This window comes from Halomonas meridiana (assembly GCF_009846525.1).
GTDB lineage: Bacteria > Pseudomonadota > Gammaproteobacteria > Pseudomonadales > Halomonadaceae > Vreelandella.
The window spans coordinates 532,630-545,369 of the sequence record NZ_CP024621.1 but is presented as its reverse complement, the minus strand read 5'-3'; the positions used below and the strand labels follow the sequence as shown (position 1 = coordinate 545,369).

Annotated in this window: 16 protein-coding genes; 8 read left to right on the top strand and 8 right to left on the bottom strand. The window is 60.8% G+C overall.

Features of this window, described 5'->3' with window-relative positions; translation table 11 throughout:
* The 4 genes from CTT34_RS02775 to CTT34_RS02760 are packed head-to-tail and all read left to right on the top strand — an operon-like array spanning nucleotide 1 to nucleotide 2,973.
* On the top strand, nucleotides 1–345 hold the full coding sequence (locus CTT34_RS02775; protein ID WP_159340998.1) for a Spx/MgsR family RNA polymerase-binding regulatory protein: 345 nt from the start codon (nucleotides 1–3) through the stop codon (nucleotides 343–345).
* 57 nt (nucleotides 346–402) lie between these two features.
* The gene (dapD, locus tag CTT34_RS02770; RefSeq protein WP_159340996.1) at nucleotides 403–1,428 is read left to right on the top strand and encodes a 2,3,4,5-tetrahydropyridine-2,6-dicarboxylate N-succinyltransferase; all 1,026 of its coding nucleotides are present in this window, start codon (nucleotides 403–405) and stop codon (nucleotides 1,426–1,428) included.
* Complete coding sequence (gene dapE / locus CTT34_RS02765; protein WP_159340994.1) at nucleotides 1,415–2,587, top strand: succinyl-diaminopimelate desuccinylase; 1,173 nt, start codon at nucleotides 1,415–1,417, stop codon at nucleotides 2,585–2,587. The genes dapD and dapE overlap by 14 nt, the downstream gene beginning before the upstream one ends.
* Nucleotides 2,584–2,973 (top strand): hypothetical protein, encoded by a 390-nt coding sequence (locus CTT34_RS02760; RefSeq protein ID WP_159340993.1) that lies wholly within the window; start codon nucleotides 2,584–2,586, stop codon nucleotides 2,971–2,973. The genes dapE and CTT34_RS02760 overlap by 4 nt, the downstream gene beginning before the upstream one ends.
* A 91-nt stretch (nucleotides 2,974–3,064) precedes the next feature.
* On the opposite strand, the gene CTT34_RS18555 is transcribed toward CTT34_RS02760, so the two are convergent.
* Nucleotides 3,065–3,598, bottom strand: coding sequence for a cold-shock protein (locus tag CTT34_RS18555; protein ID WP_159340991.1), 534 nt, complete (start codon nucleotides 3,596–3,598; stop codon nucleotides 3,065–3,067).
* 110 nt (nucleotides 3,599–3,708) lie between these two features.
* On the opposite strand from CTT34_RS18555, the gene CTT34_RS02750 reads away from it, so the two are divergent.
* Entirely contained in the window at nucleotides 3,709–3,957 is a 249-nt protein-coding gene (locus CTT34_RS02750; protein WP_159340989.1) for a SlyX family protein, read from the top strand.
* A gap of 26 nt (nucleotides 3,958–3,983) precedes the next feature.
* Here CTT34_RS02750 and ald read toward each other — a convergent pair whose 3' ends face one another.
* The 7 genes from ald to radC all read right to left on the bottom strand — a co-directional run bounded on the left by ald (nucleotide 3,984) and on the right by radC (nucleotide 9,366).
* On the bottom strand, nucleotides 3,984–5,099 hold the full coding sequence (gene ald / locus CTT34_RS02745; RefSeq protein WP_159340987.1) for an alanine dehydrogenase: 1,116 nt from the start codon (nucleotides 5,097–5,099) through the stop codon (nucleotides 3,984–3,986).
* 179 nt (nucleotides 5,100–5,278) lie between these two features.
* The gene (locus CTT34_RS02740; protein ID WP_159340985.1) at nucleotides 5,279–5,716 is read right to left on the bottom strand and encodes an acyl-CoA thioesterase; all 438 of its coding nucleotides are present in this window, start codon (nucleotides 5,714–5,716) and stop codon (nucleotides 5,279–5,281) included.
* Between the two features lie 46 nt (nucleotides 5,717–5,762).
* Entirely contained in the window at nucleotides 5,763–6,953 is a 1,191-nt protein-coding gene (locus CTT34_RS02735) for a class I SAM-dependent rRNA methyltransferase (RefSeq protein ID WP_159340983.1), read from the bottom strand.
* Between the two features lie 79 nt (nucleotides 6,954–7,032).
* Nucleotides 7,033–7,860, bottom strand: a complete 828-nt coding sequence (mutM, locus tag CTT34_RS02730) for a bifunctional DNA-formamidopyrimidine glycosylase/DNA-(apurinic or apyrimidinic site) lyase (RefSeq protein ID WP_159340981.1) — start codon at nucleotides 7,858–7,860, stop codon at nucleotides 7,033–7,035.
* Between the two features lie 138 nt (nucleotides 7,861–7,998).
* Complete coding sequence (rpmG, locus tag CTT34_RS02725; RefSeq protein WP_009098622.1) at nucleotides 7,999–8,154, bottom strand: 50S ribosomal protein L33; 156 nt, start codon at nucleotides 8,152–8,154, stop codon at nucleotides 7,999–8,001.
* Between the two features lie 37 nt (nucleotides 8,155–8,191).
* Nucleotides 8,192–8,428: a 50S ribosomal protein L28 gene (gene rpmB / locus CTT34_RS02720; protein WP_038481085.1), complete on the bottom strand. Its 237-nt coding sequence runs from the start codon at nucleotides 8,426–8,428 to the stop codon at nucleotides 8,192–8,194.
* A gap of 263 nt (nucleotides 8,429–8,691) precedes the next feature.
* Complete coding sequence (radC, locus tag CTT34_RS02715) at nucleotides 8,692–9,366, bottom strand: RadC family protein (RefSeq protein ID WP_159340979.1); 675 nt, start codon at nucleotides 9,364–9,366, stop codon at nucleotides 8,692–8,694.
* Between the two features lie 150 nt (nucleotides 9,367–9,516).
* Here radC and coaBC point away from each other — a divergent pair, with 150 nt between their 5' ends.
* From coaBC to CTT34_RS02700, 3 genes are read left to right on the top strand one after another with little or no spacing between them, the layout of a single operon-like run.
* The gene (gene coaBC / locus CTT34_RS02710) at nucleotides 9,517–10,785 is read left to right on the top strand and encodes a bifunctional phosphopantothenoylcysteine decarboxylase/phosphopantothenate--cysteine ligase CoaBC (RefSeq protein ID WP_159340977.1); all 1,269 of its coding nucleotides are present in this window, start codon (nucleotides 9,517–9,519) and stop codon (nucleotides 10,783–10,785) included.
* Between the two features lie 2 nt (nucleotides 10,786–10,787).
* A complete protein-coding gene (gene dut, locus CTT34_RS02705) occupies nucleotides 10,788–11,249 on the top strand; it encodes a dUTP diphosphatase (RefSeq protein ID WP_159340975.1) in 462 nt (153 codons plus the stop codon).
* 42 nt (nucleotides 11,250–11,291) lie between these two features.
* Nucleotides 11,292–12,680: a phosphomannomutase/phosphoglucomutase gene (locus CTT34_RS02700; RefSeq protein WP_159340973.1), complete on the top strand. Its 1,389-nt coding sequence runs from the start codon at nucleotides 11,292–11,294 to the stop codon at nucleotides 12,678–12,680.
* Nucleotides 12,681–12,740: the final 60 nt, after the last annotated feature.

Below are 12,740 nucleotides of genomic sequence, written 5' to 3'. Positions count from 1 at the left end.
ATGCTGACGCTCTACATCATTCATAACTGCGACACCTGCCGCAAAGCGCGCAAAGCGCTGGACGACAAAGCGCTGATGTATAAAACCCACGACCTGCGTAAAGATGGCTTGTCGGCGGCGCTACTCGAACACATCCTGAACCGTGTTCCGCTGGTCGAGGTAATCAACAAGCGCAGCAAAACCTGGCGGGATCTTTCTGACGAAGAGAAGGATTACGATGCCAACTCGGCGCGTCAGCTGCTGCTCCAGCACCCGACGCTGCTCAAGCGGCCGCTGCTGGAACTCGACGACGGCACCATCCTGATCGGCTACCGTGACGGCGACTATGACACGCTAAGCGGCTAACCTGGACTCGACTTCTCTCACTCACTTTCTCTCACTAACCTCTAAGGAATACGCGTTATGCTGAGCTTCGCGCTTGGAATCGGCACCCAAAACACCCAGGGCGACTGGCTGGAAATCTACTACCCGGCCCCGCTGCTCAATCCGGACGCGAGTCTGGTCGCCGCCGCCCAAGAAGCGCTGGATGCACCGGCAGGCAATGCCCCGGTGAGCTTCCTGCCGGAAGACTGCACCCGCCTGGCCAAAGCGCTGGAAGCGGCAGGCCACTCCGAGCAGGCCGCCCTGGCCGAGTCGCTGGCCACTAGCCAGCGCCCGCTGGTGGCGATGTTCCTGGAGAGCGACCAGCCGCCGCAAACCGCCCCGGAGGTGTACCTGAAGCTGCACCTGCTGTCGCATCGCTTAGTGAAGCCTCACGGCCTGGACCTGACCGGCATGTTCGGCCTGCTGCGTAACATCGCCTGGACCAACGAAGGCGCCATCGACATCGAAGAGCTGCCCGCCCGCCGTCTCAAGGCACGCCTGGCTGGCCGTACGCTGTCCGTCGACTGCGTGGACAAATTCCCCAAAATGACCGACTACGTTGTGCCCACCGGCATCCGCATCGGCGACACCGCCCGCGTACGTCTGGGCGCTTACCTGGGCGAAGGCACCACGGTCATGCATGAAGGGTTCGTCAACTTCAACGCGGGCACCGAAGGCCCCGGCATGATCGAAGGACGCATTTCCGCAGGTGTGATGGTCGGCAAAGGTTCTGACCTGGGCGGCGGTTGCTCGACCATGGGCACGCTATCGGGCGGCGGCAACATCATCATCAAGGTGGGCGAAGGCTGCCTAATTGGTGCCAATGCCGGCATCGGCATTCCGCTGGGTGACCGTTGCACCGTCGAAGCTGGCCTCTACATCACCGCAGGCTCCAAAGTGACGCTATTGGATGACCAGGGCCAGGAAGTCAATACCGTTGCCGCCCGCGAGCTGGCAGGCCAAGACGACCTGCTGCTGCGCCGCAACTCACAGACTGGCCGCATCGAGTGCCTGACCAATAAAAGCGCCATTGCGCTGAACGAGGCGCTGCATGCCCATAACTGAGCCTGACTCACTGTCGCCGACGCTGACGCTGGCGTTCGAGCTGCTTAGCCGGGCATCGGTGACACCCGACGATGAAGGCTGCCAGGACCTGATGATCGAGCGCTTAACGGCGCTCGGTTTCCATATTGAGCAGCTCCCCTTTGGCGACGTGAAGAACTTTTGGGCAGTACGCGGTCATCACGGCCCGGTGATTGCCTTTGCCGGACACACCGACGTGGTGCCCAGCGGGCCACACACCAACTGGGAATTTCCGCCTTTCGAGCCCTGTATCGACGACCAAGGCATGCTGTGCGGGCGCGGCGCGGCGGACATGAAGGGCAGCCTGGCAGCGATGCTGACGGCGGTGGAGCGCTTTGTCGCCCGCTACCCCGACCACGAGGGGCGGATCGCATTTTTGATCACCTCCGATGAAGAGGGGCCCGCCATCGACGGCACCCGCGCGGTGGTCGAACACCTTCGCGAGCGCAATGAACGCTTGGACTACTGCATCGTGGGCGAACCCTCGTCTACCGCTCGCCTGGGCGACGTGATCAAAAACGGGCGCCGTGGCTCTTTGGGCGGCGTGCTGCATGTGAAAGGCGTGCAGGGCCATGTGGCCTACCCTCACCTAGCGCGCAACCCGATTCACCAAGCGATGCCCGCTCTGGATGCGCTCGTCAACGAGCATTGGGATGCAGGCAACGACTTCTTCCCTGCGACCAGTTTTCAGATCTCGAACATGCGTGCCGGTACCGGGGCCACCAACGTGATTCCTGGCGAGGTAGAGGTGGTGTTCAACTTCCGCTACTCCACCGAAGTCACCCATGACGAGCTGCGCTCACGCACCGAGGCGATTCTGGATCAGCACGGCCTCGAGTACCACATTGATTGGACCCTGAACGGCGAGCCATTCCTGACCGCAGAAGGGGAGCTGGTGGATGCGGCGATTCGTGGCGTGGAAGCCGTGACCGGTGAGCGTCCGCAGCTCTCCACCAGCGGCGGCACCTCCGATGGCCGTTTCATTGCCACCCTAGGCACCCAAGTGGTCGAACTCGGACCGCTCAATGACACCATTCACAAGGTGAACGAGCGCGTGCGGGCCAGCGATTTGGATGGGCTGAGCCGCATCTACGAAGCAACCCTGCAAGCGCTGCTGACCACCGATGAGGTAAGCGTATGATGGAGCGGTTTCCGGATATCGAAGTGTATCTGGCGCGGGTCACGCTGGATGACGTCAATGCTTGGCTGGCCGAGGTTCTGAGCGCACCGCCCCTCAGCCCGGCAGGCAAGGGGAAATGGAAAACCCGCGGCCAACATCAGGGCGATAGCGTGCCGGTGCTGCTGGTGGACAACGCTGCCGATGGTTTTGCCAGTCTCTGGTTCGACAGCAGCCAGACGCCGTGGCACACCGACCAAGAGTGCGCCCAGCACGCCGCCGAAGCGCTGCAGGTGGAAGTCCGCTGCTCGCTGGGAGGCTGGCACCCCGGCGATGACCCTGACCGCTTTTGGCAAGTGCTGCCCGGCGGGCAGGAGAGCGCCATCGAATGGCCGGACTCAGGCCGCTAAACGCAAAAACCCCCGCACGTTGCGGGGGTTTTCTCTATCGGCACGCCGACACGCCCGTTAGCGCTACGCCTATGCGGCAGCGCCTGAACGCTTACTCGATAATGCTGACGTCATCGGCCTGCAGGCCGCGATCGTTTTTAATGACGTGATAGCGAACGATCTGACCTTCTGCCAGCATGCGCGGGCCACGGCCACGAATCGCACGGAAGTGAACGAACACGTCTTCCCCGTTATCGCGGGTAATGAAGCCGTACCCTTTATTGGTGTTGAACCACTTGACCTCTCCCTCTTCACGGCCATCGTTGGGGTCGATGATATCTTCCTCTTCATCATCTTCCGCCACCGGAGCAGGCGCTTGAGGCTGGCGCGGTGCTGGTTTTACTCGTGCCACATCCGCTTTCACCACCATCGGCGGTGCCAGAGCCGCTGCGGCTAACGTGCCCACAAACAACATGACAAAGCAGCCAAGGGCCACGGCGGCATACACACTAAACGCCGCTTCGGCCAACCACTGATCAGCCATCGGTGCATTGGTTAAATGAACGATCCCCGCCAACAAAAGCGGCGTGGGGGCGGCGAGTAAGATACTGATAAAGAAACAGCGAAAAACAACTTTTGGGTTCATAGATGATGAAAGCTCTCTTGTTGTATGGGTAACAGACGAAGGACAATACTCGAACTACCAGGCCCATTCCTAACAGTACCGAGCATACTACACAAGGTGACGATGTTATCATGACAAACGAATTATCGCCTGCCGAGCTCACTCAACGTCTTGAATCGATGGAGAGTCGGCTGGCTTATCAGGAACACTGGTTGGATACGCTCGACCAAGCGGTCGCCCAGCAAGAGCGCCGCTTGGAAAAACTCGAGCAACTTAGCGCCTTGATGCGCGAACGGCTACGGGAACAGCATCAGGCGCTCCAGGCGGGTGATACCCAAGGCAGTTTCCGCCCTGAAGATGACGTTCCGCCCCACTATTGAGCGCTAGACCACGCTTCACCCCTTTATCACCCCACTACACTGCCGGGGTCCACGCTCTCCAACCCAAAGGCCTCTGCGACCGCGCGGTACGTGATCTGACCGTTATGTACGTTCAAGCCGGGTAAAAAGTGCGCATCGTCGGCGAGGGCTCGTTGCCAACCTTTATCGGCGAGCGCCAGCACGAAAGGGAGAGTGGCATTGGTCAGCCCTAGCGTAGAGGTCCGCGCTACGGCGCCGGGCATGTTGGCCACGCAGTAGTGAACGATGCCATCCACGAGATACGTAGGCTCGGCGTGGGTGGTGGGCCGGCTGGTTTCGAAACAACCGCCCTGATCGATCGCCACGTCTACCAGTACGCTCCCCAGCTTCATGTCTGCCAGCATGGCACGCGTGATCAGCTTGGGGGCTGCAGCCCCCGGAATGAGCACGGCCCCCACGATCATGTCCGACTCTCGTACCGCGTGATCCAGCGCGTCGGCCGTGGAGTAAACGGTTTTGATGCGCCCCTGATAGCGATCATCCAGCACTTCCAGCCGGGCAATGGATTTATCCAGAATCGTGACGTCCGCGCCCAGTCCCAGCGCCATGCGAGCAGCGTTCTCGCCCACCACGCCACCGCCGATCACTGTCACCTTGCCTGGCGACACACCGGGGACACCCGGCAGCAGTACGCCAGAACCGCCCTGCGCTTTCTCCAGGCTATGCGCCCCCGCCTGTACGGCCATTCGGCCAGCGACGGTGCTCATGGGAGCAAGCAGTGGCAGGCCGCCTTTGGCATCGGTAATGGTTTCGTAGGCAATACAAGTGGCACCGCTTTCCATTAGCCCTTGGGTGAGGGACTTTTCAGCGGCCAAGTGCAAGTAGGTAAATAGCGTATGCTCCGGGGTGAGACGCGCTACTTCCTCTGGCTGCGGCTCTTTGACTTTCAAGATCAGCTCGGCGTGTTGCCACAGCGCCTCCACGCTTTTTTCGATGGTGGCGCCCGCGCTTTGATACGCGCTATCGGGAAAGCCTGCGCCGTCGCCCGCGCCACTCTCCACGTAGACATGGTGGCCACGCCCGGTTAGCTCGCGCACCCCTGTCGGCGTAAGGGCGACACGGTACTCGTGATTTTTGATCTCTTTGGGAACGGCAATTTTCATGGCTGAATTCTCCACAATTCGGATGAACGACACGTTGCTCACTGCATTACAGCACAGCCGGTGAGGACCACCACCCCTATGAATCAAAACGAAAAAAACGCCGGCTAAGGCGTTTTTTAACAGAAATATCTAGTGCGTGAGCGCGGCACACGAAAAAATCGACGCTCCTCAGCGCCGCCTCATCGCTCCTCGATCACCGCACTGCCATAGATACGCTGATACTCGTCGGGCAAACGCTTCGGGCGGCCGCTGGAGAGGGCCACGCACGCAAATCGGGTGCGGGCGTTGAGCAGCGTTTTGCCATCCTCCACACGCTTCAACTGAAAGCGACGGGTTAGGCTAAACCGGCCGTCGCAGGCGACGATCCAAGTCGCAAGCTGCAGCGCATCGCCGGAAAAGGCGGGTGCGAGGTAGTCCAGCTCATGGCGGTGTACCACCATTGCCCTGTCCAGCGATCGGTAGCGCTCAAGAGAGAGCCCCAGTGCCTCGGAGTGCGCCCAGCTAATTTGCTCAACCCAGCGCAAGTACTCGCTGTTATTGACGTGCTGATAGGCATCGATCGCCTCGGGCAGCACCTTCAGGTCGATCACAAACGGGTCTGGCAATGCCCACTCCATGTGGCTCTCTCCTTGTTCTACCTCATATTGACGGTTAGCGGGGGGTTCAATCGCGGAATACGCGAACGCCCAGCGCCTTCAAATAGGCCGTTTCCGGAATGGCCGGATGTACCGGATGATCCGGCCCTTGGTGGCCCTGGAAGATGACCTGGCCGTGACGATCCTGGTGGCGCACCGCGCCGCGGACTACGTCGACCAAGCGCTCGGACGCCAAGTGCATGGAGCACGACGCCGACAGCAGCAGGCCGTCGCGGCCCAGCAAACGCATCGCCTCACGATTGAGACGCGAGTAGGCGCGCTCACCGTTGGGAATGTCCTTGCGCTTTTTGATGAACGCAGGCGGATCGAGAATCACCACGTCGAACTGCTCGCCATCGGCCTTCAATGCCGCCAGGGCTTCAAAGGCGTCGCCTTCGCCAATCGCCACCTGCTCTTGAACACCGTTCAGCTCGGCGTTACGCGCCACCTGCTCCAGCGCCGCACCGGATGCGTCCACGCAGAGCACTTCTGATGCCCCGCTGGCCGCTGCCTGAACGCCCCAGCCACCCACGTAGCTGAAGACATCCAGCACGCGCTTACCCGCCACTTGGCTGTTGAGCCAAGCGCGGTTGACGCGGTGATCGTAGAACCAGCCGGTTTTCTGGCCGTTCAGCACCGGTACGGCAAAGGTGACGCCATTTTCGACCAGCAGCACTTCATCGGGCAGCGTGCCTTTGACCACTTCCACGTGGGCTTCCAGACCCTCCTGACGGCGGCCACCGGTGTCGTTACGGAAGACGATGGCGCTCGGCTTGACGACTTTCTCCAGCGCATCGACGATCTCCTCTGCCAGTGCCTGCATACCGGCGGTGTTGAGCTGCACCACCAGCACATCGCCAAACCGGTCGATCACCAAGCCCGGCAGCAGATCGCCTTCACCGTGAATCAGACGATAGAACGGCTGATCGAACACGCGCTGACGCAGCGCGAGCGCTTGATTGAAACGATGCACGAACAGCGAGCGGTCCAGGCGCATTTCAGGATCGCGGGACATGACGCGCCCACAGATCAACGAGTGGGGATTCACGTAAGCCACGCCCAGCGTTTTTCCGTTGGACGCCTCCACGAGCGCAGGCTCACCCGCCGCAAAGTTTTTCAGCGGCGTCTCTTTGATATCGACTTCGTTGGAGTAGATCCACAGATGGCCAGCCTTCAAGCGGCGATCGGCGTTCTTGTTCAGGCGCAGGCGTTGAGTCACAACAATCTCCAAAAGAGCAGGCGAGCAACGTCGACGCGCTGCCCGCATAAGCAAAACAGGTCGCCGCCCAAGGCGGCGATTAGCGCTGGCAGCCGGGGCAAAAAACGCTGGCCCGCTGGCCCAGAGTGATCCGCCTAAGCTCGCTGCCACAGCGCAGGCAGGGCTGCCCGTGGCGACCGTAAACGTTCAGCCGCTGGGCGAAATAACCGGGCTCTCCTTGGCCGCTGACGAAATCGCGCAGCGTGGTGCCGCCCTGGGTAATGGCTGCCGCCAAGACCTCTTTGACGGCGGCCGCCAGCGCATCGTAGCGCGCCCGGGAGATACGCCCCGCCGCACGGCGCGGGTCGATACCAGCCATGAACAGCGCTTCGGCGGCATAGATATTGCCCGCACCCACGACCACGCGGTTATCCATCAAAAAGGGTTTGACCGCCACGCGCTTGTCACGGGACAGGCGGTAGAGCCACTGGCCATCGAAGGCCTCGCTCAGCGGCTCGGGGCCAAGATGCGCAAGGCGGGTATCGCCACTGCCGTCGCCCTGCTGCCAGTCGACGAAACCAAACCGCCGCGGGTCATGGTAGCGCAGCACATAGCCGCTGGCCGTCACAAGATCCACATGATCGTGTTTTTTAGGCACGTCGCCCAGGCGCGCAATACGCAGGCTTCCCGACATGCCCAAGTGCCACAGCAGCGTGGCATGGCCATCGGGCATGGCTAGCGGCATCTGCAAATACTTGGCGCGGCGCGCCAGCTCGCCGACGCGCGCGCCGATCAGGCGATCGGCCAGATCGTCAGGCACCGGCACGCGCAAGCGCGGCTGGCGCACTCGCACTTCGGTAATCTCTTGCCCTTCGAGATAGGGGGCAATGCCACGTCGTGTGGTTTCTACTTCAGGCAGTTCGGGCATGATGAAAGCCTATGATGACAGCGCCGTGACAGCCAGGACCAGCCAGGGCACTAACGACAGACATGCAAAAACCCGGCTTTGGGCCGGGTTTTTCAACAGGCGCTCGCCTGCGGTGAAAGCCGATCATCGTAACCGCGATTACTTGATCTTGGCTTCCTTGTAGATGACGTGCTTACGGACCACCGGGTCGTATTTCTTGAATTCGAACTTATCCGGGGTGTTCCGCTTGTTCTTATCAGTGGTGTAGAAGTGGCCAGTACCGGCACTAGACACCAGCTTGATCTTATCGCGCATGGTTTAACTCTCCCAAAAGTGCTTACCAGAAGCTAGCTTAGATAGCGTCGCCGCGTTTGCGGATGTCGGCCAGAACCGTCTCGATACCTTTCTTGTCGATGATGCGCATGCCTTTGGAGGAAACGCGCAGCTTGACGAAGCGGTTTTCGGATTCAACCCAAAAACGATGGGTGTGCAGGTTCGGCAAGAAACGACGACGTGTCTTACGCTGGGAGTGAGAAACGTTATTACCAGTTACCGGACGCTTGCCGGTAACCTGACATACTTTGGACATGAGAGCCTCCAACCGCTTGGCGAGTTGTTCAAAACTGTCGGGCAAACCGGAGCAGGGAGGGAGTCGACGCAGTTAACCGCCTAGCTGTACCCAAATCCGTTATTCAACCCAAGTTCAAAGGTGGCACTTTATACCAGAGCACCTAGCTACCAGCAAGCGAAACCGCCCAAAAAGGCCAAAAAAGCGCGTTTTTGGACAATTTACTTAGAAAAGAGGCATTGGCCTTACAACCCGCCGCACGTTTTCTCCTGCTGATATGACGGCTATAGCCAGCCACGCTCGGCAAACGACACCACGTCTCCGTCTCCCACCACAAAATGATCGAGAACCCGCACGTCAAAGAGTGCAAGGGCATCTTTCAAGCGTTCGGTGATACGTCGATCGGCATCGCTGGGCTCAGCCACACCCGAGGGGTGATTGTGGGCCAGGATGACAGCGCCAGCATGTAGTTCCAGCGCACGCTTGGCAACTTCGCGGGGATAAACGGATGCGCTGTCTAGGGTACCGCGAAACAGGGATTCATAGCGAATAATTCGGTGCTGCGTATCCAAAAAAAGTACCGCGAACTCTTCATGCCCCAAATGACGCAGTTGAGAGCTCAGGTAGTGACGCACTAAGGCAGGTGAGGTTAACGCATTGCCACGCGCCAGTTGACTGGCTAAATGCCGCCTTGAAAGCTCAAGTGTGGCCTGTAGTTGCGCAAATTTAGCGCTCCCCAGCCCACGAGCGGCACAGAACTGGGTTTGGTCGGCTTCCAGCAACTGCCTTAATCCCCCGAAACTGGTAAGCAGGTCCCGCGCCAAATCCACCGCAGAGCGCCCCTGCACCCCTACGCGAAGAAAAATAGCCAAAAGCTCCGCATCCGAGAGCGCCTGAGCGCCCATATTGAGCAGTTTTTCCCGTGGCCGCTCGCCCTCAGGCCAGTGATTAATTCCCATTCGACGCCTCCCTGCCTCTACACTTGATGAGCGATGCCTACCGCACACCTCACTTTACCTAGCTTTATCAGCGCTCGCCTGAGCATGCCAAAATAATCGGTCAAATGGTATGGTAAGCCCCTTGTTGATCGTCACACTGGACTGCCCACCATGGCCTCACTTTCGCACTCCCCTTTGTCGTCACTTGCGGGTAAGCGCCTGCTGCTCGGCGTTAGCGCGGGCATCGCGGCGTACAAAAGCGCGCTGATCGTACGGCTGCTCAAGCAGGCGGGCTGCGAAGTGCGCGTGGTCATGACCGAGGGGGCCCAAGCCTTCATCACGCCCCTCACGCTTCAGGCGCTCTCGGGCGAGCCCGTGCGGACCTCGCTCCTCGATCCTGACGCGGAAGCCGGCATGGGACACATCGAGCTCGCCCGCTGGGCGGATGCCATCGTCATCGCCCCGGCCACGGCCGACCTGATCGCGCGGCTGGTGCACGGCATGGCGGATGACCTGCTCACTACGCTCTGCTTGGCCTCCGAGGCGCCACGACTCATCGCGCCAGCGATGAATCAAGCCATGTGGCGCCACCCCGCCACTCAGCGCAACGTCGCCCAGCTGGCCAGCGACGGCTGGCAGCTCATTGGCCCCGCCGCAGGCGACCAAGCCTGCGGTGACGTCGGCCCAGGGCGAATGAGCGAACCTGAGGAGATCATTGAAGCGCTTCGCCGCCATTTTGCTCCACCGTCCATTGCCTCCCAAGATGCTCCGCACGTGGTGATTACTGCTGGCCCTACCCGGGAAGCATTAGACCCCGTCCGCTACCTGTCGAATCACAGCTCAGGCAAGATGGGCTATGCCCTGGCAGCCGAAGCCGCCGCGCAAGGAGCACGGGTTACGCTGATCAGCGGCCCGGTCAATCTGCCCACCCCTCATGGGGTCGAGCGGATCAGCGTCGATACGGCCCTGCAGATGCACGAGGCAGCGCTGCGCCTCGCACCAACGGCAGCGCTGTTCATTGGTTGCGCAGCGGTGGCCGATTACCGCGCCGCCCATGCGGCCGAGCACAAGCTGAAAAAAACCGACGACCAGGACACCCTGACGCTCACGCTGGTGAAAAACCCCGACATCATTGCCGACGTGGCGGCACTGCCAGACGGCCAGCGCCCCTTCGTCGTGGGCTTTGCCGCCGAGACCCAGGACGTGGAGCGCTACGCCCAGGACAAGCTCACCCGCAAAGGGCTCGACATGATCGTCGCCAACGACGTTTCCCAGCAGGGCCTGGGCTTTGGCAGCGACGACAACGCAGCGCTCCTGCTATGGCGAACGCCCCATGGAAGCGAGCAATGGGCGGCGGCGCCGCAACCCAAAACCCAGTTGGCCGCGCTGATCGTTCAACGCGCTTTCACACAACTCTCCTTGACCACCTCTGGAGCCTGACCATGAGTAGCCCCCGCCCGCGCCTACAGTGCCACGTTTTGGACGAGCGTCTGCATGACTATCTGCCCACCTACGCCACGGCAGGCTCTGCAGGCATGGACTTACGGGCGTTGCTGAATGAGCCGCTGACGCTCGCCTCTGGCGAGTGTCAGCTCGTGCGCACTGGGCTGGCCATCTATATCGAAGACCCAGGCTTAGCGGGCATGATTTTTCCGCGCTCTGGCCTTGGCCATAAACACGGCATCGTACTGGGCAATCTGGTAGGTTTGATCGACTCCGACTACCAGGGCGAGCTGATGATCTCGGTCTGGAACCGCGGTCAGGCCAGCTTCACGATCACCCCCTTCGAACGGCTCGCCCAATACGTTCTGGTGCCCGTGGTGCAAGCTGATCTCGACCTCGTCGATCGCTTCACCGACTCGTCCCGCGGCAGCGGCGGTTTTGGCAGCACCGGACGTCAATAACGCGCCGACTCACTCCCCTATCAGCGTTTTCAAGGATCGATGATGACCGTACCCGCTTCGATATTTCGCGCCTATGACATTCGCGGCGTAGTAGATGACACACTTGACGACGCCACCACCGAGCTGATTGGCCGCGCCGTCGGCTCCGAAGCGGCCGCTCGGGGCGAACAGACGGTGATCGTGGCCCGGGATGGCCGCACCTCTGGGCCGCGCCTGCAGGCGGCGCTCATTCGCGGCCTACAGGCCGCAGGGCGGGACGTGATCGACATCGGCATGGTGCCCACACCGGTCCTCTACTTTGCCACGCATACGCTGGCAGAGAGCCGCTCAGGCGTGATGCTCACCGGTAGCCACAACCCGCCGGACTACAATGGCTTTAAAATCGTCCTGGCGGGCGACACCTTATCGGGCGACGCGATTACTGCGCTCTTTGAGCGCATTCAGGCAGGTAATTTCACCCACGGCGACGGTAGCGTTCGCCACCACGATTTGCGCGCCACCTACCTGGAGCGCATCTTGAGTGATGTGACACTGGCACGCCCGCTCAGCGCCGTGGTGGATTGCGGCAACGGTGTGGCGGGCGAATTAGGCCCCCAGCTCGTCGAACGTTTGGGCGTCGCCACCACGCCGCTGTTCGCCGAGATCGATGGGCGCTTCCCCAACCATCACCCCGACCCCGGTAAGCCTGAAAATCTGCAGGACCTGATTCGCCACGTTCAACAGACCGGTGCCGACATCGGCCTGGCCTTCGATGGCGACGGTGACCGTCTAGGCGTCGTCACGCCCCGAGGGCGCATGATTTATCCCGACCACCTGATGATGCTGTTTGCCACCGATATGCTGTCGCGCAACCCGGGCGCCAAAGTCGTCTTCGATATCAAGTGCACCGGCAACCTAGCGAAGGTGATTAGCGAGGCAGGCGGCGACCCCGAGATGTGGCGCACCGGCCACTCGCTCATCAAAGCGCGGATGAAAGAGACCGGCGCGCTGCTGGGCGGTGAAATGAGCGGTCATCTCTTTTTCAAGGAGCGCTGGTACGGTTTCGATGACGGCCTCTACTCGGCCGCTCGACTGCTGGAGATCCTTGCCCAGTTCCAAGGCGATGCGGACGCTTTTTTCGACCAGTTCCCCCAGGATGTCAGCACGCCAGAGATCAATATCAGCGTTGCCGATGAAGAAAAATTTGCCATTATCGAGACGCTTGCCAGAGAGGGCGACTTCGGCGAAGGTATCAAAACCACGCTGGATGGCATTCGCGTTGATTACCCAGACGGCTGGGGATTATGCCGCGCCTCAAACACGACGCCTGCACTGGTTCTGCGTTTCGAGGGAAAGGACAGCGAAGCACTTGCTCGCATCCGTGAACGCTTTGCAAACGCGCTGCACGGTGTCGCACCTACACTGACCATACCGGCCACCACAACGGCATGATCGCGCCTTTAGAACGCGCGACGTGTTAAACAGGCTGTGATTGCCAGCCGCGCACAGCGA